The organism is Achromobacter seleniivolatilans (assembly GCF_030864005.1).
Taxonomy (GTDB): Bacteria; Pseudomonadota; Gammaproteobacteria; order Burkholderiales; family Burkholderiaceae_B; genus Achromobacter; species Achromobacter seleniivolatilans.
The window spans coordinates 61,782-84,602 of sequence record NZ_CP132976.1; the positions used below are offsets into that span (position 1 = coordinate 61,782).

The 22,821-nt window shown below is 62.1% G+C and carries 23 protein-coding genes and 1 tRNA gene; 20 read left to right on the plus strand and 4 right to left on the minus strand.

Annotated features, from left to right (window positions below; translation table 11 throughout):
• Positions 1–24 precede the first annotated feature (24 nt).
• The 7 genes from RAS12_RS00190 (at position 25) to pdxK (ending at position 5,966) form a co-directional block, all read left to right on the plus strand.
• Positions 25–1,719, plus strand: a complete 1,695-nt coding sequence (locus RAS12_RS00190) for a putative porin (protein ID WP_306944301.1) — start codon at positions 25–27, stop codon at positions 1,717–1,719.
• Positions 1,720–1,723: 4 nt separating this feature from the next.
• Positions 1,724–2,422 carry a DNA repair protein gene (locus RAS12_RS00195; protein ID WP_306944303.1) on the plus strand — a complete coding sequence of 233 codons (699 nt, stop codon included), beginning with the start codon at positions 1,724–1,726 and terminating at the stop codon, positions 2,420–2,422.
• A gap of 42 nt (positions 2,423–2,464) precedes the next feature.
• The gene (locus RAS12_RS00200) at positions 2,465–2,968 is read left to right on the plus strand and encodes a YbjN domain-containing protein (RefSeq protein WP_306944304.1); all 504 of its coding nucleotides are present in this window, start codon (positions 2,465–2,467) and stop codon (positions 2,966–2,968) included.
• Between the two features lie 69 nt (positions 2,969–3,037).
• Entirely contained in the window at positions 3,038–4,090 is a 1,053-nt protein-coding gene (locus RAS12_RS00205; RefSeq protein ID WP_306944306.1) for a peptidylprolyl isomerase, read from the plus strand.
• The gene (locus RAS12_RS00210; RefSeq protein ID WP_306944308.1) at positions 4,026–4,535 is read left to right on the plus strand and encodes an MbcA/ParS/Xre antitoxin family protein; all 510 of its coding nucleotides are present in this window, start codon (positions 4,026–4,028) and stop codon (positions 4,533–4,535) included. The genes RAS12_RS00205 and RAS12_RS00210 overlap by 65 nt, the downstream gene beginning before the upstream one ends.
• Positions 4,532–5,023 (plus strand): RES family NAD+ phosphorylase, encoded by a 492-nt coding sequence (locus RAS12_RS00215; RefSeq protein ID WP_306944310.1) that lies wholly within the window; start codon positions 4,532–4,534, stop codon positions 5,021–5,023. Before RAS12_RS00210 ends, RAS12_RS00215 begins: the two co-directional genes overlap by 4 nt.
• 79 nt (positions 5,024–5,102) lie before the next feature.
• Positions 5,103–5,966, plus strand: a complete 864-nt coding sequence (gene pdxK / locus RAS12_RS00220; RefSeq protein WP_306944311.1) for a pyridoxine/pyridoxal/pyridoxamine kinase — start codon at positions 5,103–5,105, stop codon at positions 5,964–5,966.
• 25 nt (positions 5,967–5,991) lie between these two features.
• On the opposite strand, the gene RAS12_RS00225 is transcribed toward pdxK, so the two are convergent.
• The gene (locus tag RAS12_RS00225; protein WP_306944313.1) at positions 5,992–7,284 is read right to left on the minus strand and encodes a phospholipase A; all 1,293 of its coding nucleotides are present in this window, start codon (positions 7,282–7,284) and stop codon (positions 5,992–5,994) included.
• Positions 7,285–7,476: 192 nt separating this feature from the next.
• Positions 7,477–8,979 (minus strand): L-piperidine-6-carboxylate dehydrogenase, encoded by a 1,503-nt coding sequence (gene amaB, locus RAS12_RS00230; RefSeq protein WP_306944316.1) that lies wholly within the window; start codon positions 8,977–8,979, stop codon positions 7,477–7,479.
• Positions 8,980–9,183: 204 nt separating this feature from the next.
• Here amaB and RAS12_RS00235 point away from each other — a divergent pair, with 204 nt between their 5' ends.
• The 9 genes from RAS12_RS00235 (at position 9,184) to RAS12_RS00275 (ending at position 15,434) form a co-directional block, all read left to right on the plus strand.
• Entirely contained in the window at positions 9,184–9,933 is a 750-nt protein-coding gene (locus RAS12_RS00235; RefSeq protein WP_306944317.1) for an amino acid ABC transporter ATP-binding protein, read from the plus strand.
• 171 nt (positions 9,934–10,104) lie between these two features.
• Positions 10,105–10,896 (plus strand): ABC transporter substrate-binding protein, encoded by a 792-nt coding sequence (locus tag RAS12_RS00240; RefSeq protein ID WP_306944320.1) that lies wholly within the window; start codon positions 10,105–10,107, stop codon positions 10,894–10,896.
• A gap of 15 nt (positions 10,897–10,911) precedes the next feature.
• The gene (locus tag RAS12_RS00245; protein ID WP_306944322.1) at positions 10,912–11,604 is read left to right on the plus strand and encodes an amino acid ABC transporter permease; all 693 of its coding nucleotides are present in this window, start codon (positions 10,912–10,914) and stop codon (positions 11,602–11,604) included.
• Positions 11,605–11,606: 2 nt separating this feature from the next.
• Positions 11,607–12,296, plus strand: a complete 690-nt coding sequence (locus RAS12_RS00250) for an amino acid ABC transporter permease (RefSeq protein WP_306944324.1) — start codon at positions 11,607–11,609, stop codon at positions 12,294–12,296.
• A gap of 16 nt (positions 12,297–12,312) precedes the next feature.
• Positions 12,313–13,605: an NAD(P)/FAD-dependent oxidoreductase gene (locus RAS12_RS00255; RefSeq protein WP_306944327.1), complete on the plus strand. Its 1,293-nt coding sequence runs from the start codon at positions 12,313–12,315 to the stop codon at positions 13,603–13,605.
• Between the two features lie 12 nt (positions 13,606–13,617).
• Complete coding sequence (locus RAS12_RS00260; protein WP_306944329.1) at positions 13,618–14,202, plus strand: helix-turn-helix domain-containing protein; 585 nt, start codon at positions 13,618–13,620, stop codon at positions 14,200–14,202.
• A 73-nt stretch (positions 14,203–14,275) separates the two neighbouring features.
• Positions 14,276–14,352, plus strand: a tRNA-Arg gene (locus RAS12_RS00265).
• A gap of 200 nt (positions 14,353–14,552) precedes the next feature.
• Complete coding sequence (locus RAS12_RS00270) at positions 14,553–14,756, plus strand: cold-shock protein (protein WP_172616244.1); 204 nt, start codon at positions 14,553–14,555, stop codon at positions 14,754–14,756.
• Positions 14,757–14,993: 237 nt separating this feature from the next.
• Entirely contained in the window at positions 14,994–15,434 is a 441-nt protein-coding gene (locus RAS12_RS00275; protein ID WP_306944331.1) for a hypothetical protein, read from the plus strand.
• A 456-nt stretch (positions 15,435–15,890) separates the two neighbouring features.
• Here the strand turns inward: RAS12_RS00275 and RAS12_RS00280 are convergent, their stop codons facing one another.
• A complete protein-coding gene (locus RAS12_RS00280) occupies positions 15,891–17,021 on the minus strand; it encodes a glycosyltransferase family 4 protein (protein WP_306944333.1) in 1,131 nt (376 codons plus the stop codon).
• 42 nt (positions 17,022–17,063) lie between these two features.
• Positions 17,064–18,014, minus strand: coding sequence for a glycosyltransferase family 9 protein (locus tag RAS12_RS00285; protein ID WP_306944335.1), 951 nt, complete (start codon positions 18,012–18,014; stop codon positions 17,064–17,066).
• A 77-nt stretch (positions 18,015–18,091) separates the two neighbouring features.
• On the opposite strand from RAS12_RS00285, the gene RAS12_RS00290 reads away from it, so the two are divergent.
• The 4 genes from RAS12_RS00290 to RAS12_RS00305 are packed head-to-tail and all read left to right on the plus strand — an operon-like array spanning position 18,092 to position 22,743.
• Positions 18,092–18,391, plus strand: a complete 300-nt coding sequence (locus RAS12_RS00290; RefSeq protein ID WP_306944337.1) for a hypothetical protein — start codon at positions 18,092–18,094, stop codon at positions 18,389–18,391.
• A 17-nt stretch (positions 18,392–18,408) separates the two neighbouring features.
• Positions 18,409–19,866, plus strand: a complete 1,458-nt coding sequence (locus RAS12_RS00295; protein WP_306944339.1) for an efflux transporter outer membrane subunit — start codon at positions 18,409–18,411, stop codon at positions 19,864–19,866.
• 19 nt (positions 19,867–19,885) lie between these two features.
• Positions 19,886–21,130, plus strand: coding sequence for an HlyD family secretion protein (locus tag RAS12_RS00300; protein ID WP_306944341.1), 1,245 nt, complete (start codon positions 19,886–19,888; stop codon positions 21,128–21,130).
• 2 nt (positions 21,131–21,132) lie between these two features.
• Positions 21,133–22,743, plus strand: a complete 1,611-nt coding sequence (locus RAS12_RS00305) for an MFS transporter (RefSeq protein WP_306944343.1) — start codon at positions 21,133–21,135, stop codon at positions 22,741–22,743.
• Positions 22,744–22,821: the final 78 nt, after the last annotated feature.

The window sequence follows — 22,821 nt, forward strand, 5'->3', positions numbered from 1 at the left end:
AACCGCTCCTGGAGTGACTAGAGAATGAAGTTCCAACTGAACCGGCTGGCTGCATTGCTGGCGCTGGCCGCGGCGAGCGCCGCCGCGCTGCCGGCGCACAGCGCACCAGCGCCTTCCGAAAACGCCACCATCAACTTGATCCGCTTGCTGGTGCAGCAAGGCGTGCTGAAACCCGAACAGGCCGACGCGCTGGTTGCGCAGGCCGAAGCCGAAGCCAAGTCCGCGCGCCAGGCGACCCCGGACCGGGGCGCGGCCGTCGCCCAGGCGGGCGATGTGCGCGTGCCCTACATTCCGCAAACCGTGCGCGATCAGATCCGCGACGAAGTCAAAGCCGAAGTCATGGTGCAGGCCAAGGAAGAAAACTGGGCGCAGCCCAACACCTTCCCTGACTGGGTATCGCGCATCACGGTTGAAGGCGATGTGCGCGTGCGCGACGAATCGCGCTTTTACTCGGGCAGCAACAGCAACGAAATCGTGGATTTCGCCAAGCTCAATGCCAAAGGCCCGTACGACGTCAATACCAACACCAACGGCGGCTATCCGCCGATGTTGAACACGCGCGAAGACCGCCGCAACCAGTTGCGCATCCGCGCCCGCTTGGGCGTGCGCGCCGAGATATCGGAAGATTGGGCAGCGGGTATCCGTCTGGCCACGGGCAGCGACGACAGCCCGGTGTCGACGTCCCAGACGCTGGGCGGCGGCATGGGCAAGAAAGACATCTGGCTGGATCAAGCCTACCTGACGTATCGCGCGGCCAAATGGGCCACCGTCACGGGCGGCCGGATCGGCAATCCGTTCGAGTCCACCGATACCCTGTTCTCCAACGACCTGAACTTCGACGGCGTCGCCGCTATTTTCAAGCACCCGCTGCAAGGCCGCGACGTGACCTTGTTCGGCACCCTGGGCGCGTTTGCCACGGAATACGCGAACAACGGCTGGAACTCGTCTTCCATGACCGAAGGCAGCACCGAGAACAAGTGGCTGCTGGGCGCGCAAGTGGGCGCGGACTGGAAGATCAACCAGCAGAACAGCCTGCGCGGCGCGCTGGCCTACTACCACTTCGACAATATCGCCGGTAAGCGTTCCAGCTCCTGCTCACCGTGGGCGGGCGACGAGAACTGCGATACCGACTGGTCGCGTCCGGCCTTCATGCAGAAGGGCAACACGCTGTTCCAGTTGCGCAATATTGCGCCCAACCCGCTTAACCCGGCAGACACCCCCCAACCGCAATACGTGGGTCTGGCGTCCAAGTTTGACCTGCTGGACCTGAACCTGCGCTGGGACACCCGCGTATTCGACGGCCTGGGCTTGCGCGTCAACGGCAACTACATCCGCAACCTGGCTTACAGCAAGAGCAAGATGGCCAGCCGTTCGCAAGGGTTCTTCGTCAACAACTTTGGCGAAAACGGCAGCATCGAAAGCGGCCCCAACGCCTGGATGCTGCAAGCCACGCTGGGCCGTTCTTACGACCTGAAAGAGAAGGGCGATTGGCTGGCCTTTGTTGGGTACAAGTACATCCAGCCGGATGCGCTGCCTGACGCCTTCAACGATTCTTCGTTCCATCAAGGCGGCACGAATGCTCGCGGTTACTACATTGGCGCAGGGTACGCATTTGACAAGAATGTTTACGGCGTCTTCCGCTGGATGAGCACCAAGGAGATCTACGGTCCGCCCTTGGCCATCGACACGATGCAGTTTGAGATCAACGCCAGGTTCTGAGGCCATGAACATGCACATCGTATGGGATGAATCCCGGCACTCGCCCGCGGCAGGGCGCGGCAGGCGGTTTGCCGCCGCCGTAGCCTTGTGCGCCGCGGGCCTGTCGCTGTCCTGCGGCGCGCAGGCTGAAAGCATGGAGGAACGTCTGCGGGCCCAACTGCGCAGCACCACCCAGCAATTGCAGCAGCTGCAAAGCGAGCAGGCGCAGGTCAACGCGGCTAAGGCGGCCGCCGAGGCGCAGCGCGATACCGCGCAGAAAGAGCTGGAGTCGCTGCGCGCCCAACTGGCCAAGAGCCGCGGGCAGGCTGAAAAACTGGCCGAACAGCAGGGCGCCGTGATGGAGAGCGCGCAGGCGCAGGTCGCTGCCAGCCACGCGCAATTGGGCAAGTTCAAGGGCGCGTATGACGAGCTGTTGACGTTGTCGCGCGGTAAGGAAGCGGAACGCCTTGCGTTGGCCAAACACCTGGCGCAGCGCGACGAAGAGGTCAAAGTATGCGTGGCGAAAAATCGCGACATGTACGAGGCCGGCAAAGAGATCCTGAACGCCTACGAACGCATCAGCACCGGCGACATTCTGGCGATCAAGCAGCCCTTCGCGGGCAAGGCGCGCGTCCAGTTTGAAGAGCAGGCGCAAGCGTACGGCGACCGCCTGTACGACGCCCAGACGCCGCGCAGTCAAGCTGCTGCAACGTCCAACCCGTAGTCTGTACCAGACTGTTTAATTCTCTATTCCAGGAATACCGATATGACTGAATCCAGCCTGATTCAAGAAGTGAACGCCGAGCGCCTGCAAGCGCTGCTGCAATCCGTGGGCTACCGCGTGACCCTGTCCGAACAGAACGGCATGGTGCAATTGTTGAGCGCCAGCCAGGGCGTGGGCTTTGCCGCACGCATGGGAAATCCGGCGCAGCAGGATGGCGATTATCTGGACTACACGTTGAGCTGCGCACTGCGCGTGCAGGGCGAGTTGCCTGCGGGTCTGGCCGACCGCTGGAACGTGGAAAAGCGCTTTGCCCGCCTGTCGGTGCAGGGTGTTTTCTTGGTGCTGGAACTGGATGTGATCGTGGCCGGCGGCGTGTCGGAAACGTATTTGCGTGCCACTACCGAACTGTGGGATCGCCTGCTGCAGGAATTCCTGCTGTTCTTGCGCGCCAACGCGACGGCGCCGAATGAATCGGCCGCGGCCGATGCAGAAACCGATGATGCCTCGCTGGCTGAAACCCCGCAGGAAGAAACCGCCGCTGCGTAATGCGCCACGCAAGCTGCGGCGGGCGCAGATTGCTCGTTCACCGCAGCTTGCCATGCCAAGGTTCCCACGATGACCACAACTTTGAAATCCTCTAACCGGCTACGTCTGACGGCGGCGGTGCTGTTGATCGCGGTGCTCGCCGGTGCGGTTGCGCTGATGCGCGGCAACGATGCGCAAAGCAGCGAAACGGCCCCGCCGGCCAAGGTGGCGGCCGCAGCGCCCACCAGTACTGCCGTCACTGCTGCGGCCCCAGCCATCAAGGCGCCGGCCATTGCCACGCTGGGCGCGGTGCAGGTGGACCGTGACGAGCTGATGCTTCAGTTGCAGGCCCTGCCGCCCGAGGCGCGCGACCAGTTGCGCGGCAACAGGACCGGGCTGGACCAATGGCTGCGCGCCCGGCTTGCCGAAAAGGCGCTGGTCGAGCAAGCCCGCGCGCAAGGATGGCAAGACAAGCCAGAACTCAAGCGCGCTTTTCAAGCCGCGCAGGAGCGTATCCTGGTGCAAAGCTATCTGGCTTCCGTCAGCCGCGCGCCCGACGACTATCCCGCGCAGGCAGACCTGCAAGCCGCCTACGAGCGGGCCAAGCCGCAGTTGGCGCAGCCGGCGCAGTATCGGGTCAGCCAGATCTTCCTGCCGGCAGCGTTAGGCGATGCCGACGCTGTATCCGCGGCACGCAAGCAAGCGCTGGACCTGGTCAAGCGCGCGCAAGCGCCCAAGGCGGACTTCGCGGCCCTGGCTCAGAATTACTCGCGCGACGACACCACGCGCGCCGAAGGCGGAGATATCGGTTTTGTGCCGCTGGCGCAACTGACGCCAGAGATGCGTCCGGTGGTCGAGCAAATGAAGGCGGGTGAAGTGGCTGCGCCGGTGCAGTCCGTGGCGGGCTTTCATATCCTGAAGCTGACGGACCTGCGCCCGGCCAGCGTTACGCCCTTTGATCAGGTCAAAGAAGAACTGCGCGCTGCATTGCGTACGCAGCGTCAGGAAATGGCCGCACGAGCCTATCTGGAGGGGTTGTTGAATGCCGGAACCGTCAGCATCGATGGCGCGGCGCTCAATGCCGCATTTGAACAAACCTCAGCCGCGGCTGCGGCCAAACCGTCGGTCGCCCGCGCCCCATGACGCGATATCGCCGCCGTCGGGCACGTCTGTTTTCCTGACGCTGGATGCTCGTTTAACGCAGGCGCTGGGCGGTGCGGAACCGCCAGCCAGCCTGCAACGCGCGGGGGCGCTGTTGCAGGCTTTGCGGCAGACGTTTGACGGTGAATTGCGCCGCTGGTGTCCCCTGGTGCCGGATCTGGCGCCCGATCTCACGATGGGGCGGGTGCGAGATCCGGCGCGGGAACTGGGCCTGGACCTGTCGGACCTGCGCGTCCTGTATCGGGCGCTGCGGGTGGTATGGCTGGCTGAATTGGTGTTCGGCGAACGAGAGCTTGCGCACCGGTGGTTAAGCCAGCCCAAGCGCTGCTTGCAGGGACGTGTGCCTCTCTTGTTATGCCAGCACGGGCGCTACGCGGCCATGATTGAACAATGGCTAGTCAACATAGATGAAGGGAACGGCCCATGATTGCGCTGTGGCGCTTGAGCAATAGTCAGGACTTGCAGCCCAGATCGCGGCCGGCAGGGCGATGGCACGGCGCAGGCGCGCCCGTGGTGGTGCTGGACTCGCATCCCGCCGCTGCCGTGTTTGCGCGCCTGGCGCAGTCCGAAGTCGCGCATCCCAGCGCCTTGCCACGCCATTATTTTCTGCTGGAAGTCATGGTGCCGGATCACGCGATCAGCGAGGCCAGCCCGCCTGTGCATTGGCAGACCGACACCCCCGCCACCCGCGCCCTGGGCAACGCGTGGTTGGCCAGCGGCGACACCTTGCTGTTGCGCGTGCCATCTCCGGCCGGCGGCTTCCAGTATCTGTTGAACGCCGCGCATCCGCATCTGGCGCAATGCCAGATCGTGTCGTCGGTGGCTTACCCTTACGCCCCGCATCTGTCGGGAATTGCCGACGCGGTGCTCGATGGCGCGGGATGGCTGGTGCCGGCCCGGTCGGGCGAAGCATAAGGCGCGGTGCGGGACTAGAATGATGCACACCCGGCGCCACGCCGGAGTGCCACCCACGTTCCTGTCAGGAGCCCGCCGTATGACCGCAATTCCCGCAGCCCCCTCGACGGGCGCGGCGTTACCCGCCTACACCGCGCAGGTGGATATCATTTCAATCCAGTCCCAGGTTGTGTATGGCTATGTCGGCAATAACGCCGCCATGCCGGTATTTCGCCGCGCGGGCTTGCGCGCCATCGCCGTGCCAACCGTCATTCTGAGCAATACGCCGCACTATCCCACGCTGCATGGCGGCGCGGTGCCGTTGGAGTGGTTTGACGGCTTGTTGCGGGGCCTGGACGAACGTGGCGTCACCAAGGTGGCGCGTGCGGTCGTTTGCGGATATCTGGGCCAGCCCGGTCAGGCCGAATCGCTGGCGCGCTGGCTGCCGGGCCTGCGCGCGGCGCGGCCGGACCTGCGGGTGCATATCGACCCGGTCATGGGTGACCGCAACGACGGCCTGTACGTAGACGCAGGTCTGGTCGCGCAGTACCGGCGCCTGCTGGTGCCTTTGGCAGACGGCATGACGCCGAATCACTTTGAACTGGAACAACTGGTCGGACGGCCGTTGTCGTCCATGGATGAAGTGGTTGCGGCGGCGCGTGAGCTCATCGCCGAGGGGCCGCAATGGATCGTTGTGACCAGCGCTGCGCCGATGGCGGCGGAGCCGGGCACTTTGCAATTGGCGGTCGTAACGCAAGATGCGGCCAGCATCGTGACCCACCCCGAGATCGCCATTCCGCCATCCGTGCATGGCACGGGCGACGTATTCATGGCCAGTGTCACAGCCAAGCTGCTGACCGGTCAGGACCTGCCCGAAGCGGTACGCGAAGCTGCGGCCGTGGTTACGGCAACGCTGGAACGTACGCGTGAACTAGCCTGGGAAGAGCTGGCGGTCGAAGACTAGGCCGCCCGCGCCGCCCAACCCTCCATCAAGGCACCAGCGACAACCCGATCCGGAACTGGGATTCGTTGCGCTGGTTGTATCCCAGCAGCGTTTCGCCGTACCCATTGAAGTACTGCAAATGCAGATAGCCGTTCATGTTCAGCCATGTGCGTTGCAACGGCCATGCGAAATCCAGTTGGGTGGTGCGGCGCTTTTGATCTCCTTGACGATACATGGCGGACACCACCGCGCCATTGTCTTGCGCCCAGCGCAGTTGCCAGTCGACGCGGCCGGCGTAGTCGGCGTAGTCGCGGTTTTCGTCGGCAACGCCAAAATACGCTTTGACCTTCGGGGCAAAGGTCAGCGTGCTGCCGCCGTCAAAGCGGTAGTGGAAGCGCGGTTCGATGTACCCGTCGTTGACCGACCGGGAGTCTACGCCGTCCTTGCCGTTGGAGTTGTGCTCGACGCCGGTATTCATGCCGAAGCGCCAGTTCTGGTTGGCGGACTGCCAGATGTTGTCCGACAGCCAAAACGCGCTGGGGTTGAACGTGGTGTCGATGAAGGGCATGGAATCGCCCTGCAAGTCCCACAACGAAGTCTGGGTATAGGCCAGGTAGAAGTTCTCGCCCCAGGTTGCCGGACGATCACCGCTGGGACTGAACAAGCGGTATTTGGCGCTGATCTGGAAGCGGGCGGTGGTTTGCCCGCGGGTGCCGATGTCAAAGTACACCGGCTTGTATTCCGAGATCGAACTGCGGAAACGGTCGAACGCCGTTTGCTGTTGCACCGAAGGCACGACGGCCGCATCCGGAGCCGGGCCGCCTTCGGGCGAAGCGCCAACGGCTGTCACCGCGGCAACCGGCACGGGCTGGCCGCTGCGCGCATCTACGACCGGGCCTTGCGCGGGCGTGCTGGCCAGCGTGCCGCTTTCGCGGCCGGTGGCGTCCAGCGCCATCATGGAAGGCTGGCCTTCGATCGAAACCGCCTGCAGACCGCGCGCGGTACTGGGCACGACGGCAGTCCACGCCATGCGGGCAAAGTTATTGACCGGCACGCTATAGCTGGCGCGGCCACCCGCGAGCTTGGCCAGGCTGCGCACGATCTGGCCGTCCTGGCTGCGCCATTGCAAGACGAGTTCCGGCGGCGCTTCCCAATTAGCGCGGGCACTGCCTTCGTTGAAGTACACGGCCTCGATGGTGACGGTCTCGCCTGGGGCCGCGGACGGGCGGTCCAAGCGGTACGACACACCGGCTGCGGCGGAGCCAGCCGCGCTCAAGGCAAGCATGGCGGTCAGGGCGCGCAGGGTGAAAAAAGATCGTGATTGGCGGCGTGTGGGCATGGAGCGTGCGGTGTTTTTCTGGTGACGGGGCAATGTAGCATCCAGCCCGGAAACCGTTTGTAAGGCAGCCTAATCTTATGTAGTGCTTGTAATAAAGCAGCGTTAAAGGTGGTGAGGCTGACGATCCAAAGCAACAGGCCCCTGGCATTGTCGACAATGCCAGGGGCCTGCTATTTCAAGCGTTTAGCGGGCTTATTCGCCGAATTTGATGCCTTGTGCCAGCGGCAGATTGCGCGAGTAATTGATGGTGTTGGTCGCGCGGCGCATGTAATTGCGCCACGAGTCCGAACCCGATTCGCGGCCGCCGCCTGTTTCCTTTTCGCCACCGAAGGCGCCGCCGATTTCCGCGCCGGATGTGCCGATGTTGACGTTGGCAATGCCGCAGTCAGAACCGGATGCCGACAGGAAGGTTTCGGCTTCGCGCAGGTCATTGGTGAAAATGGCGGACGACAGGCCTTGCGGCACGCCGTTTTGCAAGGCCAGCGCGTCGCCGAATTCCTTGTAGCGCATCACGTACAGAATGGGCGCAAAGGTCTCGTGGCAAACGACATCGGTCTGGCCGGGCATTTCGGCGATAGCCGGGCGCACATACCAGGCGTTCGGGTACTGATCTGCCAGCACGCGTTCGCCGCCTGCAACTTTGCCGCCTTGTTCGCGCGCCGCTTTCAGCGATTCCTGCATGGCGTCAAACGACACACGGTCAATCAGCGGGCCGACCAGATTGCCGCCGTCCAGCGGGTTGCCGATGGGGGCGCTGGCATAAGCCTTGTGCAGGCGCTCGACCAGGGCATCGGCCACGCTTTCGTGCACGATCAGGCGGCGCGTGGTGGTGCAGCGCTGGCCGGCAGTGCCGATGGCGCCGAAGACGATGCCGCGGGCGGCCATGTCCAGGTCAGCGGTGGGGCCGACGATGATGGCGTTGTTGCCGCCCAATTCCAGCAGCACGCGGCCAAAGCGTTGCGCCACGCGCGGGCCAACCTGGCGGCCCATGCGGGTCGAGCCCGTGGCCGATACCAGCGCCACGGTATGCGAATCCACCAGCGCTTCGCCAACTTCGCGGCCGCCGATCAGCACTTCGGACAAGCCGGCCGGCGCGTCGCCAAAGCGGTGCATGGCCTGCGCGAACAAAGCTTGGCAGGCAAGGGCGGTCAGCGGGGTTTTCTCTGACGGTTTCCAGACGACCGCGTTGCCGCAGACGATCGCCAGCGCGGCGTTCCAGGACCACACCGCCACGGGGAAGTTAAAGGCGCTGATGACGCCGACCACACCCAGCGGATGCCAGGTTTCCATCATGCGGTGGCCGGGGCGCTCAGAGGCGATGGTCAGGCCGTACAGCTGGCGCGACAGGCCCACGGCAAAGTCGCAGATGTCGATCATTTCCTGCACTTCGCCTTCGCCTTCGGCCAGGATCTTGCCGGCTTCCAGACTGACAAGGCGGCCCAGCGCAGTCTTGTTTTCACGCAGCGTTTCACCCAGCAGACGGATCAATTCGCCCCGGCGCGGGGCGGGCACATCGCGCCAGGCCAGGCTGGCTTGGCGGGCGCGGGTGATCGCCGAGTGGGCCTGAGCCACCGTGTGTTCATGCACCTGGGCCAGTTCAGCGCCATCGATCGGGCTGCGTGCGGTCAACGTGCCGCCGGTAAGCGCGTCTGGGTTCAGGCCGAGCGCGCGCAGGATGTCTTGGGGGGTGTCCATGCCGGTTCCTTGGATTGCCAGCGAAGAAATGCTTCGCTTTTAAGGGTTATGCCTAAGTGGCGATTCTGGAAAAAAATTTACTATACGAAACTCTAGCGTGAATTGCGAAACTTTTTTTTCTGGGCAGGCCCAAGAAAATTGTTCCCTCCAGGGGGCGCATCGGTTTCAAGGGCGTGCCGTGAAAAACCTCCTTGGGGTGCATCAGTGGCCGACGCTTTACTTGATGTCCAGGCAGTCTCCAAGTCCTATCAACGTGATGGGCAGCCCCCGCATCTGGCGCTGGACGCCGTCGATTGCCAACTGAACCGGGGCGAGGTCATGGTGGTGGTCGGGCCGTCCGGTTCCGGCAAAAGCACCTTGCTGCGAACGTTGAACGGGCTGGAAAGCATCGATAGCGGCACGATCCGCGTGGACGGCGTGTCGCTGACCGACCCCGAAACCGACGTCAATCGCTGGCGCACCGAAGTCGGCATGGTGTTTCAGCACTTCAATCTGTTCCAACACCGTACTGCGCTGGACAACGTCGCGCTACCCCAGCGCGTGGTGCGCGGCCGCAGCCGTGGCGACGCCGAACGCTATGCCCTTGATCTGCTGGGCCGCGTCGGCATGGGCGACTACGGCGACCGCTATCCCAGCCAGTTGTCTGGCGGCCAGCAGCAACGCGTGGCGATTGCCCGCGCCCTGGCCATGGACCCCAAACTGATGCTGTTCGACGAGGCGACCTCTGCGCTCGATCCGGAAACCGTCGGCGGCATTCTGGAATTGATGCGCGCCCTGGCGCGCGACGGCATGACGATGGCGGTGGTCACGCACGAGATGGGTTTCGCCCGCGACGTCGGCGACCGCGCGCTGTTCATGGACGCGGGCCGCGTGGTCGAAAGAGGCACGCCGGACGAGGTATTCGGCCATCCGAAAGAGGCGCGTACCCGCGCCTTCCTGGAAAAGATTCTGTAGTCCAAGCAGCAAAAAGCAGCAAAAGCGGCAGCAGAAAGGGCGTTTCGCGCATGCGCGGCGCCAGGTGGTACGAAGGCCGGTCCGGCAAATCCGGGCGCTGCCGGCCCTGATGTGACAAGACGTGCTCTGCCCGGAATGACAAGGTTCCATCCACCTCTAGGGGTTATCGAAATGTTGAAAATCAAACAATGGCTGGGCGTGGCCAGTGTCGCCCTGGCGGCCACCACCGTGGCCCTGCCGGCACAGGCGGACGAGTTGGGAGACATCATCAAACGCGGCGAATTCCGGGTGGCAGTGCAGACATCCGGGCCGCTGATGAGCTTTATGGACAAATCGGGCAAGCGCACGGGCTTGGCGGTGGAAGTGGCGCAGCGCATGGCCGACGATTTGGGCGTGAAGCTGGTGCTGCAAGACTATGAGTGGAAGGGGCTGTTGCCAGCGCTCTTATCCGGCAAGGCCGACATGGTCGCCGCCGACATGACGCCCACCCCGCAGCGCGCCGCTCAAGTGCTGTTCTCGGCGCCGATGTTCTACGCCGACACCGTGGCGGTCGTGCCCAAGGACTCTCCGTACAAGTCGTACGAAGAACTGGACAAGGCGGGCGTCAACGTCGGCGTGCTGGGGGCCAGCACCTACGCCGAAGTGGGCAAGAAGATGCTGCCCAAAGCCACGATGAAAGAGTTCTCGGGCGGCAGCGCTCCGGTCGGCCAGGCACTTTCCAGCGGCCGTCTGGACGCCGGCATCATGTCCTTGTCCACCGCCAACCAGTTCCTGGTGGACTTCGGCAACCTGCGCGTACTGGACGGCATCATGGTGCGCGAGCCCCTGGCGTTCGCCGTGGGCCCCAATGCGTTCCGCCTGAAGTTCTGGCTGGACAACTGGCAAACGCTGAAAACGGCCGACGGCACGCTCCCGGCGCAGGTGAAGTACTGGTACTCCACCGATTGGAAAAAAGAACACTGATAAGCGGCGGAGCCCATGGACTGGTTGATCGACTTCTATAACTGGCGCATCGTCAGCCAGTACACGGGCCAATTCGCCACGGGCCTGGCCAACACGCTGATCGCGGCAGGCGCAAGCCTGGTGTTGTCTGTGTTGGCCGGCGTCCCGCTGGCGCTATTGCATATGTCGTCCCGCGCGGCCATCTGGCGGCCGGTGGCGGCGTATGTGCAGTTCATCCGGTCTACGCCTTTGCTGGTGCAGATCTATCTGGTCTATTACGCCGTGCCCATGCTGATTCCGGGCGCGAAGGGGTGGAGCGAGATGCTCTTGGGCATCATCGCCATGACCCTGCATCACGCCGCCTACATGAGTGAAATCATCCGTGTCGGCATTGAGTCCGTGCCGCGCGGCCAGGTCGAAGGCGCCAAGGCTTGCGGCATGAATTACCACCAGCGTCTGCGCTATGTCGTATTGCCGCAGGCCTTCGTCAACACCTTGCCGCCTTTGCTGGGACAGACTGCCGTGCTGATCAAAGACACGTCCTTGCTGTCGCTGATCACGGTGTTTGAACTGGTCGCGGCGGGCGTGCAAATGAACAGCGACCGCATTGTGCCTAGCGAGAGTTTCCTGACCATCGCCGCTGGCTACCTGCTGATCTACGGCGTCATGCTGCTGTTGTCCCGTGGCGTCAGCCTTTGGCTGGCCGGTCCGGCTTGGAACGCGAGGTAAGCATGTTGGATTCCTATCTTTCCACCGCCGGCGTCGTGTTGCCCTTCTTGCTCAAGGGCTTCTGGGAAACGCTGAAGATCTCGTTTGTGGCGATCATCGCCGGATCGCTTTTGGGTTTTGTGATTGGCGTGATCCGCAGCTATCGCATCCGCGGCGTGCACCAATTGCTGGGCCTGTATATCCACGTGCTGCGCGGTACGCCGTTTCTGGTTCAGCTCTACATCTTCTATTTTGTGCTGCCCAGCACCGGTATCGCGTTGCTGCACTGGGACTCGGCCACCGCCGCCTTTGTCTCGCTGTCGGTCTACACGTCTTGCTATGTGGCCGAAATCGTCATGGGCGCGATTCAGTCGGTGCCTCGCGGCCAGACCGAAGGCGCAATGACGCTGGGCCTGCGGCCCTTGCAGATTCTGCGGCTGGTGGTGCTGCCGCAAGCCATGCGCCTGATCGTGCAGCCCATGAGCGGCGTGTACGTCATGCTGATCAAAAGCACCGCCATCCTGTCCGTCGTCGGCATCACCGAACTCACGCGGCAGGGCGAGGTCTTCATCATTACCTTCCCGGCCAAGTCGCTGTTCATCTACGGCATGATCGCCGCCATCTACTTCATCTACTGCTACCCCTTGCTGCGCCTGGCCAACTGGCTGGAAAAGCGGCTGACGGGCGGCTTGCAGGGCGCCAGCCTGAACTGACGCGGACCCGACCGATATGGCTTCCGAGTACATCGATACCTATTACAAGCGCACGCTGGCCGACGCCGACACCTATTACGCGCCGTTGGCGGGCGTGTCCAGCGCCGACGTCTGCGTGGTGGGAGGCGGGCTGGCCGGCCTGTCCACCGCATTGGAACTGGCCCGGCGCGGCCGCAATGTCACCTTGCTGGAAGGGCGGCGCATCGCCTGGGGCGCTTCGGGCCGTAATGGCGGTTCGGTGTCGCCGGCGTTTTCGGCAGGCGCCGATGTCATCCGAAAGTACGTCGGCGAAGATCACTACCGCCAGTTGTACCGCTTGTCGATGGAAGGCGTAGAGATCATCCGCGACAACATCCGCGACCTGGACATTGCCGACGCTCACAAGGTCGACGGGCGGCTGCGCGTGGTGCGATACGAAGCGACAGATGCGTTGAACCAGTGGTGCGACGCCCAGCGCCGTGACTTCGGGCGCGACGTGCGTTTTCTGACCCGAGCCCAGGTGCGCGAGCGGCTGGTGTCGGACGTCTACCATCAAGGCGTCGAAGACCCCGCATCGTTTCATTTTCATCCGCTTAACTACGCACGCGCGCTTGCGCGGGAATGCGTCCGGCTGGGCGTGCGCATTCATGAAGACTCGCCCGTGACTGGGGCAACACTTAACGGCGCCGTCAAACATCTGAAGACCGCCCAAGGCCAGATCGACGCCCGCGCCGTCGTGCTGGCCACAGGCGGCTACACCGATGACGTGGTGCCCGCGCTGCGCCGGGCCATGCTGCCAATCGCCACCTACATCATGCTGACCGAACCGCTAGGCGACCGGGTGCTTGACGCCATCCGCAGCACGGCCGCCATTGGCGACGACCGGCGCGCCGGCAACTATTACCGGGTGCTTGATGGCGGGCGCATCGGCTGGGGCAGTAGAATCACCACCCGTGTCGATGACCCGCCCGATCTGGCCGAGTCGTTGCGCCGCGAATTGCTGTCCGTTTATCCCCAATTACAGGGGCTGCGCGTTGAAGCAGCATGGTCGGGGCGCATGGCCTACGCGCGTCACCTGATGCCGCAAATAGGCCAGCTGGCGCCGGATGTCTGGTATTGCACGGCATTCGGCGGGCACGGCATGAACACCACCTCGATAGGCGGACGCGTCGTGGCCGAAGGGATCACGGGCGACAGCCAGCGCTACAAGCTCTTCGAACCGTTCGGCTTGGTCTGGAACGGTGGCGGGTTCGGCACGGCGGCGGTTCAACTGACCTATTGGTCTTACCAGGCGCGCGATTGGTGGCGTGAGCGTCAATCGCGGGCATGACAGGGTGCACAGATGCAAGGCAACAAACAGAGCGTATTGGCACAACGGCTTCGAGCCCTGCGCCAGGCGCGGGATTGGACACTGAAGCAGGCGGCCGCAGCCACCGGCGTGTCCGCGTCCACTCTGTCCAAAATAGAAAACAGCCTGCTGTCGCCCACCTATGACAACCTGATCAAGATTGCCGCGGGCCTGGATCTGGACGTGGCCGAACTGTTCACGGCATCCGACGCCCACATGGGCACCGGCCGGCGCAGCCTGAGCCGCCAAGGGGAAGGGCGCCAGTACGAAACCCCGTACTACGACCACCGCTTGCTGTGCACCGCGCTGTCTCATAAGCGCATGATGCCGTTCCACACCCGGGTCAAGGCCCGATCGTTCGACGAGTTCCAGGATTGGAGCCGACACGGCGGCGAAGAATTCGTCTATGTGCTGGAAGGCGAGGTCCAGCTCTACACCGAGTTCTATGAACCCGCGCGCCTGAAAGCGGGCGAAAGCTTCTATATCGACAGCCGGATGGGGCACCGCGTCATCAGCCTGAGCCCTGAAGACGCCATCGTTTTATGGGTGTCCACGCACACGGATATTGGCGAAGAGTAGGCGCTGCCCCTCTTTTCTCCCAACAAGGTAAAATGCGCCGCCCGGACCATGTTCCGGGGCATCGTCACGCAGCGCGGCAGTAGCTCAGCTGGATAGAGCACGGGCCTTCTAAGCCCGGGGTCGGGGGTTCGAGCCCCTCCTGCCGCGCCATAAATATCATTAATAACAATGCGTTGCGATGGTGGCTGGCTTTCTGGCCAGTGAAACAAACCCTCGTCAGAACGAAAACGCCGCCGGCTGACTGGCCCGGCATATGTACTATTTAGAAACAGCGATATCTTTGTTCAAGCTAATCACTGATAGTGACGGCGGGAATATTTTTCCCTGTACATCTAGGACATACATTGAAGATTGAAACTGGTATCGTGAAGTGGTTCAACAACGACAAGGGCTACGGCTTTATCTCGCCGGAGCTGGGTGGCAAAGACCTCTTCGCGCATTACTCTGAAATTCAGGGTGACGGGCACAAATCTCTTGAAGAGAACCAGCGTGTTTCGTTCGTCGCCGGCCAAGGACAGAAAGGTCCGCAGGCGACAATGATCAAAGCGATTTAATTGCTGGACTGCTTGCTGCAAAAGCAGGCAGTTTGGTAGCAAGTTGTAGGGCCGGGTCCTGGACATTGGATTCGGCCCTTTCGTTTTGGGGGGCGGAACCGATGGCGGGCGCAGGGATGAGCGGTCTTGAACGTCTCTGAAAATGGGTGCCAATGGCTTCAGAAGGAAATTCTGCGGACAATAGCGCTTAATTGCGACCACCGAGACACGCCCGTGCCCACATCCGATACCTCTCCCTTGTCCTCCTTGACCCTCAATACCAGCGAAGATGGTTTGCGGTATTTGCAGGGCAACTACGACACCTCCCCGGATATCAACGGCGGCTCGGTATTTGTTTCCGTGCAAGTGTTGGCCGACTCCCGGGACAATGAAGCGGGGCTTGACGCTTTCCGCCGCATCATGGCCAGCCTGGGGGCGTGGATTGCCCAAGCTGCGGCTTATCTGGAAGGCGTCTACCGGACGTCGCCTGCGACGTTGGGCTGTGACGGTAGCTTTCAACTGCCTTCGGGCGTGCCGCTTGTGGATGGGCCGGAAATCATCTTTCACAGCGAAGACGAATGGTCCATTCTCTTTGCCGAGGGAGTGTTCCCCGTCTGCGAGCCGTATGGAATCATGGTGAATTTTCAGGACGGCAAGGTCGCGGACTTCACCGATCTGTCGTCCGCCGAAGACGCCTAGCGCTTACTGTCGGATTCTTTGTTGCAGGGCAGGCATCCCAGGCCATGCAAACCCTTCTTTGCTACGTCTTGGAACGGTTTTCCCGGCTACGGCTTGTTATAAGCATTGTTAAAGCTTCTGTAGGGCCAGGGAACATGTCTATTCAAATGCTGTGCTGCCGTGCCGCCGGGATCTTGCTTGCCGTCCTGGCCGCCGGCTGCTCATCCACGCAGCCGGGCGCCACCTCGAGCGCAACGTCAAACCCAGCCTCCACCGCCAGCCCTTCCCGGGCTAACGACGAGTGCAAGCCGAATCGCCGCGGCTGCCTCTACAAAGGGGCGTACGAATCAGGGGAACGGAGCTACGCGGAGCAAGAAGCGAAGCGCCTGAACATGGCCGAATTGGAACGCTTGCGCCGCAGCTTCGGACAATGAATGACGGGGCGGCCAACGTCTACGCGACGGCCTGCGCGACGGCCTACGCCGCTGCCGCGGCTTTCATCCGGCCCATCGCCAAGCAGTACGCGTCCAACGTGCTCGCCATCTTTCGGGCCAATCGGAAATTCACCTCTGCGTAGTCACGCGCGGCCGCAACGATTGCAGATGCGGCGGCGGGCGCATGGCGGATTTCCGTGACGCAATCTGCAAAGCGCGCAATATCTCCCGGGGGCGCCAACCAACCCGTTCTGCCGTGCGCGATGATTTCCGGCAAGCCGCCGACGTTGCTGGCCACGACCGGGCAGCGCGCCGCATAAGCCTCTGGCACGATCCGGGACCACGCTTCTGTGGCCGATGGCACCAGCACGACATCCGAGGCGTGAATCATGTCCGCGATATCCGTCCTGTGGCCGGTAAACACCACGTGATCGGAGATCCCCAATTCGATAGCCAGTTGGTAGAGTTCGTAAGCATAGGGCTTGGTGTTTTGTGTAGGCATGCCCACCACCAACGCTACTGCGGGGACTGCCTGCCCGCGCAGGCGCGCAACAACACGCAATAGGTCGGCTTGCCCCTTTTCCGGGCGCAGCATGCCGATGGTCGCGATGACATACGCCTGGGGGCTTATCTCCAGCTCTAGTCGGACGCGCCGGCGTGCATCTTGCTTGTCCATAGACAGGAAGAAGCTGTCATGCGCCCATTCGCCCACCACACTGATGTGCTCCGGCCGCACCAAACGGGCAGCCAGGACTTCCTGTCTGCCTACGTCGCTGGTGGCGATCACGTGATCACAGCCCCATTTCCATTCCAGCCGCCGACGTGCAGACGTGGGCATGGGCTTGGCAAAGTGGCGTGTTCTGACCACGGCGCACAAATCACGGCATAAGGCGGCCGTCTTTCCGTCGGCGCGGCTGTGTGTGTCAATGACGTCAATGCGCAGCGCCTTAACCGCCCGGCGCAACTTGAGAACGGTGGCGGGGGAATAGGCGCGGCTGTAGTCGATGGGGACGGTAGTCAGCCCCCGCTGCGAGGCCTCGCAGATGATGGCGCTGTCGGCGGGCGCGGCGATGGCGGCTTTATGTCCCTGGCGTTGCAGCCAGCTGGCCTGTTCCAGCGTTCGGAATTCCAGGCCGCCCAGGCTTCGTTCACCCAGCGTATGCAGTATGCGCATGTTTTTCCATAGGGGATTCAGGTGGCATGCCTGAAGGCAGTTTCAAGATAGATACGACGGCGCATGCGGCATGACGCCTCGGCAAGCGCCAAAAACGTCATCTGGCGTGATGGAGTTAATACCGTCCCGATGATGCTGGGGCACGACGGCGGCCGAATAAGGACGGCTCCAGAACCACTCTGGATTTGGCGCGTTGAACACGCCCACATAAGGAACGCATGCGCTTTGTGCAATGTGCGACGGGCCGCAGTCATTGGCGACCACCAGCCGCGCCTGCAACATGATCGCGCTTAACTCAGGGATCGAACGGCGATAGGCAATGGAAATATCCGGTCGCCGCATGGCTTCTAGCGTGGCGCGCTCTTGTTCTTCCTGAGGGCCTAATACGAAGAGATAGCGGGCGTCCCGGCCCAGCAACCCTTTCAGCCTGTCCACCAGTCCAAGGTAGTGGGCCAGGCTCCATCGCTTGAACGCGCCCGAGCCGCCGCCCGGAATCATGACGACGTCAGACGAAGGAGTGGTTTGCAGGTCGCGAGCGGCCAGAGCTTGAAAGCACTGCCGCATCGTGGGCTCGGCGTCGACCGGTTGGTAGGACGCCAGCAGACGCAGATTGGCCAAGCCGATGTATTCGGCTGTGTCCTTGCGATGGCAGTGCGTCCAGACCCTGTCGCTGATGCGCGCATTAAGAAACCCAAGGCGCACGGCCGGCCGGCGCAGCAGATTTGCCAGGCCGTAGCGTTCGCTGCTGTGATGCAGACAGACGGACACGCGAGTCTCTTTTTTCAGGCTGCGCACATAGTCGCTGAATGTTGTGGCTCGCACGAACTCGTTGACCCACGGAAGCGCGCGGTAAATATCGCCCACGTCGTCGCGGGCTACCACTGTGATCCGGTTTGAAGACCACCACGACTTAAGCTGGTACAGCGCGGGAAAGGCAACGATTTGATCGCCAAACTGGGGTTGGCTTCTGATGTAGACGACGACTTCCGACACTGCGAACCTCGCGCTGAAGTGATTTATCTTTTTGGGTGCGTGACCTTGCGTAGCAGTGTATTGAGCAAGGAAAACCTATGTTCCGCGGTTCTTTTAACGAGTGTGAAGAACTAGTAAAAGCCGATGAATATAACTACACAATCAGCCCGCTTTGCCTGCTTCTGTCACGTCGCGCATTGATCTACCTGATTCGAATTTCTTCTATGGGAGATGCGATTTTGAAAGGCGAAAGTATCGGGTTTGGAATCCAAAGTCCGACCATGCCTTTCAGAAATTGGCATGCTGCGGATTCACCTAATACGTTGGCGGAACCAACCCCATGTGCGAATTCAAGCGATCGCAGTTTTTGCCTGAGCGCCGCCGAACCAGCGGGATGATCCCGCTGGCGGTTTTGATGCTTTCCGGGTGTGTGGCGGTGGGGCCTGACTATGTCCGGCCAGGCGTGAACAGCCATGCTGAATTCCTGAGCAGTGCAAGTCTGGACGTTGGGGCGCAAATCGACCCAAACGTGGGGCAGCAGCAGCGCTTGAATCCGGAGCGCGATGTGGGTGCGGATTGGTGGACGGAGTTCGGGTCCGCCGAACTGAATGAATTGGTCGAAGAATCGCTGCGCAACAATCCAGACCTGGACGCCGCACAAGCGGCGCTGCGCAAAGCACAGGAAGAGGCCGCGTCGGCAGGCGGCGCTTTATTTCCTCGGATGGACGTGCTGGTATCGCATAGCCGTCAGCAGAACGTTATTGCCGCAACCGGCAGGCCGGGCGTGTACAGCTTGGCAGGGGCATCGGTAGCCGTCGCCTATGACATGGACGTTTTCGGCGGGATACGGCGATCCGTCGAGGCCATGGATGCGCGGGCTGAAGGCCGCGGCTACGAACTCGAAGCGGCCTATTTGTCGCTTAGCGCCAATGTCGTTACGGCTGTCATCACGGAAGCGTCGTTGCGCGAGCAATTGCAGGCTATTCACGCGTTGATCGACACCCAGCGCGCCTATTTGCATGTGCTGGAAACCCGCCATGCGGCGGGTGATGTCTCCTTGGTTGAGGTCGCCTCGCAGCGAGCCATCGTTGCGCAAACGCAAGCAACTCTGCCGCCACGACAAAAGCGGCTTGCCCAGCAACGCCATCGGTTGGCGATCTATCTGGGGCGCTTCCCCACCGAATTCCAAGAATCCGAATCCAGCCTGATCAAATTGGCGCTGCCCAATGAACTGCCTTTGGCAGTACCGTCGGCACTACTGAATCAACGCCCCGATATCCGCGCGGCGGAAGCCAACCTTAAGCGCGCCAATGCAGATATTGGCGTTGCCATCGCGGATTTGCTGCCGCGGCTGTCGCTGTCGGCGGGGTATGGCAGCCGCGCCAGTCAAATCGGCGATCTTTTTTCGACGGGTTCAATACTTTGGAATCTGCTTGGCAGTGCGGCCCAGAACGTCTTCGATGGTGGGCGGCTAACCCACCGGCGCCACGCCGCTGAAGCCGATTTTCAACAGGCTGCGGCGGTTTATCGCAGCGTGGCGATGAATGCCTTTGGCCAGGTCGTCGACACGCTGACGGCGCTTGAATCGGACGCGGCGCTGCTCCAAGCGGAATACGCCGCCGAAGTCGCTACCGAGCAAAGCTTGCGTATCGCTCAAGGCCATTTCGACGCGGGTGCGGGCGATCAGGCGCTGATCCTGATCGCCCAGGCCAAGCTGCTTAACGCTCGCCTTGGCCGTATCAATGCCCAGGCCTTGCGCCTGAACAATACCGTCGCGTTGTATCAGGCTCTGGGCGGCGGGTGGTGGAACCGGAAAGCACCATTGGCTGACGCGCAGGGCGGTCCCGGGGCGGACGCCGCCCATTCGCAATAACGAGAAGAGAACGCAGATCATGAGCAACGCAAGCAATGCGGGGAACACGCCGCCCGCTCCCGACCAGACGCCGACCCCTGCGCCGGCTACCCCCCAGACCGGCACTTCGGCCGCAGCCGGCCCTCCGCCCGGCTCTGTGCCCCCGCCTGCCGCGCCCCCTAAGCCTTGGATTGTCCGGTACGCGCCGTGGTTCACCATCGCGGCGGTTCTGGGGCTTGTCGCCTTCAGCATTACCAACTGGAATGTCTGGGTGGCCGGACGGCCGGTACAGTCCACTGAAAACGCCTACGTGAAGCAGGATGGAACCACTCTGAGCGCGCGTGTGCCAGGTTATGTGCGCAGCGTGCTCGTGCAGGACTTTCAACGTGTCAGCGCCGGCGATGTGATCGCCTTGATCGACGACGAAGAGTATTTGGTTGCCGTTGCGCAGGCTGACGCCGCACTGGCCCGGACCCGTGCCACGCTTGCCAAACTCTCGGATGAAAAGGCGTTGAACCGCGCTCAGATCGCGCAAGCGCAGGCTGCCGTCGGCTCGGCTCGCGCCCGGCACGATCAACACAGCCAGGACGCCAAGAGGCAGACGCATCTGGCAGGGCAGGGGTTTGCGTCGCAACAGAAGCTTGAGGGCGTCAGAGCGGATCGTGCAGCTGCCCAATCGACGTTGGCGGGCAGCATCGCGTCGCTGGATCATGCACGCCGGCAACTGGATGTGCTGGCGGCGAGCGAACCTGAACGTGTTGCCGATGTGAACACGGCCGAAGCCAGATTGCGGACCGCGCAACTGCAACTGGGTCACACGCGCATCATTGCGCCCTTTGATGGGACCGTGAACGCACGCCGCGTCCAAGCGGGTAGTCTCGTCGGCGTAGGGACGCAGATCATCGCGATCGTGCCGTCGGAAACGCCTTACATCATTGCCAATTACAAGGAAACGCAATTGGCGCATGTCGAAGCGGACCAACCTGCCGAAATCAGGGTAGATGCCTTTCCGGGCGTGACCTTGAAAGGGCGCGTGGAGCGGATTGCCCCAGCCAGCGGCGCCGAGACAGCGCTGTTACCCAACGAAAACGCTTCTGGAAATTTCACGAAGGTGGTGCAGCGCATTGCGGTGCGTATTGCCTTGGACCCTACGCAAGAGCAAATCGTCGCACTGCGACCCGGCATGTCGGTGCAGGCGCGCATTCTGGTAAAGGGTGAGCCAGTAGCGCCCTACGCCGCTGCATCGGATAAGGCGGTAGCCAGCGCCGTAGACGCCGGGCACTGACGGTGATCAGCATCAGCAGCCAGACCTCGCCGAGATCCCGCGCATTCTTCTGGTTCTCGCGGCTGTTCGCGGGCGCGTCGGCGCCACGCCCGCTTTTGGCCGTGATCGGGATTTTCATCGGCGCGTTCATGACGAGCTTGCATACGCGGATGATCTCGGTGGGGCAGAGGGACCTTGGCGGCGTGTTTGGCCTATCCATTGATGAGATGGCGTGGCTGATCACCGTGCTGAACGCATCGCAATTGCTGATCGCTCCTGCCGTGCCTTGGTTTGCGACGGTCTTCGGGATGGTTCGTGTCGTTGGTATTGCCGGTGTCCTGCTTTTGCTTGCGTGTATTGCTACGCCATATGCGACATCAATCGAAGTGATCTTCGCACTGCATATCGCCCAGGGAATACTGTTGGGCATTTTCCTGTCAGTCACCCTGTTGATCGTGTTCAAAAGTCTGCGGCCCGCGCTCTGGATTGCGGTGATGGCCTTCTACGGTCTCAGGATTGTGGTCGGAGTGAACGTTGGCGTTCCGATGGCAGGCGTGTTCGCTGATGGGCTGGGCTGGCAGTGGATCTATTGGACGACAGGGCTCTTATCGATGTGCATGGTGTGGATGATCTGGAAGGCATTGCCTGGCCAGATCACGGACAAGGCGATGCTGAAGCGGACGGATTGGCCCGGCATCATCATGTTCTGCGGGGGCTTGACGTTGCTATACGCGGGCATCGATCAGGGCGAAAGGCTGGATTGGCTAGGCTCCGGCGTCGTCGTGTCCTGTCTGGTCGGCGGGGCGGCGCTTGCCCTCATCGCGCTTGTCCGCGCGGAATTCACGCCTGCGGCTTTCCCAAGCCGCGCAGGGATTTCGAATCGCAATATCTTGTTGGGCTTCGTACTTGCGGGTCTCTATGGGATGCTGATTTCCGCCAATGCCGCACTCGTGTCCACGTTCCTGTCCGTGATGGGAGGGCTCAAAGCCATTCAGATGGGCTGGGTGCTGCTGTTTGCGGTTGCAGGCAATATCGCGGCCATTCCGATTGTCATCTGGCTTGGGCGCAGGGTTGATGCGCGCGTCAATCTGGCATTGGGCTTGACGCTTTTTGCCATTGCTGCGGTGATGGGAACCACGCTGACCAATGAATGGCGCGCCCATGAATTTACGCTGCTGCTAGTGGTAATGGGCGTGGCGCACAGTTTCGTTTTTGTAGGGCTGATGGCGGTCATTGTCAGTAATGTTGTGCCGCAAAACATCTTATCGATGCTGTCGTTCATCCCTGTCATTCGCATCATTCTGCCCACTATCAGCGCCGCCGCGCTGTCAGCGTGGCTGCGGAACCAGGGGGCACACTATCGCGCCGTGTTGGGCGAGAGCTTGCCGGCAGGGGATACGCGAGTTGCCGGTCAGATTACCGCGCTTCAAGAGCGCTATGCCGGCATGGGTGCCGGGGACCCCGTCTTTCAGGCCAAGGCAGGGGTCGGCAAGCTGATTGCACGCGAGGCAAATGTGCTGGCGTTCATGGATGGCTTCCACCTGGTGCTTGCCGTCTGTCTTGTCGCGCTTTTCGTGAGCTTGCTGGTACGCGCCGCACCGTGGAATCCGGTATCGCCGCCGTTAAAGAAATAAGGATGCCAACGCATACCCGCCGGCCGCAAGCCATGGCGGCCCTCCTGTTTATTGAGTAGCATCGGTGCAGGTATTGCC

Bases quoted from the DNA above. Each gene is read 5' to 3' on its own strand.
- RAS12_RS00190 (WP_306944301.1), top strand. From the start codon at position 25: ATGAAGTTCCAACTGAACCGGCTGGCTGCATTGCTGGCGCTGGCCGCG.
- RAS12_RS00195 (WP_306944303.1), top strand. From the start codon at position 1,724: ATGAACATGCACATCGTATGGGATGAATCCCGGCACTCGCCCGCGGCA.
- RAS12_RS00200 (WP_306944304.1), top strand. From the start codon at position 2,465: ATGACTGAATCCAGCCTGATTCAAGAAGTGAACGCCGAGCGCCTGCAA.
- RAS12_RS00205 (WP_306944306.1), top strand. From the start codon at position 3,038: ATGACCACAACTTTGAAATCCTCTAACCGGCTACGTCTGACGGCGGCG.
- RAS12_RS00210 (WP_306944308.1), top strand. From the start codon at position 4,026: ATGCCGCATTTGAACAAACCTCAGCCGCGGCTGCGGCCAAACCGTCGG.
- RAS12_RS00215 (WP_306944310.1), top strand. From the start codon at position 4,532: ATGATTGCGCTGTGGCGCTTGAGCAATAGTCAGGACTTGCAGCCCAGA.
- pdxK (WP_306944311.1), top strand. From the start codon at position 5,103: ATGACCGCAATTCCCGCAGCCCCCTCGACGGGCGCGGCGTTACCCGCC.
- RAS12_RS00225 (WP_306944313.1), bottom strand. From the start codon at position 7,284: ATGCCCACACGCCGCCAATCACGATCTTTTTTCACCCTGCGCGCCCTG.
- amaB (WP_306944316.1), bottom strand. From the start codon at position 8,979: ATGGACACCCCCCAAGACATCCTGCGCGCGCTCGGCCTGAACCCAGAC.
- RAS12_RS00240 (WP_306944320.1), top strand. From the start codon at position 10,105: ATGTTGAAAATCAAACAATGGCTGGGCGTGGCCAGTGTCGCCCTGGCG.
- RAS12_RS00245 (WP_306944322.1), top strand. From the start codon at position 10,912: ATGGACTGGTTGATCGACTTCTATAACTGGCGCATCGTCAGCCAGTAC.
- RAS12_RS00250 (WP_306944324.1), top strand. From the start codon at position 11,607: ATGTTGGATTCCTATCTTTCCACCGCCGGCGTCGTGTTGCCCTTCTTG.
- RAS12_RS00255 (WP_306944327.1), top strand. From the start codon at position 12,313: ATGGCTTCCGAGTACATCGATACCTATTACAAGCGCACGCTGGCCGAC.
- RAS12_RS00260 (WP_306944329.1), top strand. From the start codon at position 13,618: ATGCAAGGCAACAAACAGAGCGTATTGGCACAACGGCTTCGAGCCCTG.
- RAS12_RS00280 (WP_306944333.1), bottom strand. From the start codon at position 17,021: ATGCGCATACTGCATACGCTGGGTGAACGAAGCCTGGGCGGCCTGGAA.
- RAS12_RS00290 (WP_306944337.1), top strand. From the start codon at position 18,092: ATGTTCCGCGGTTCTTTTAACGAGTGTGAAGAACTAGTAAAAGCCGAT.
- RAS12_RS00295 (WP_306944339.1), top strand. From the start codon at position 18,409: ATGCTTTCCGGGTGTGTGGCGGTGGGGCCTGACTATGTCCGGCCAGGC.
- RAS12_RS00300 (WP_306944341.1), top strand. From the start codon at position 19,886: ATGAGCAACGCAAGCAATGCGGGGAACACGCCGCCCGCTCCCGACCAG.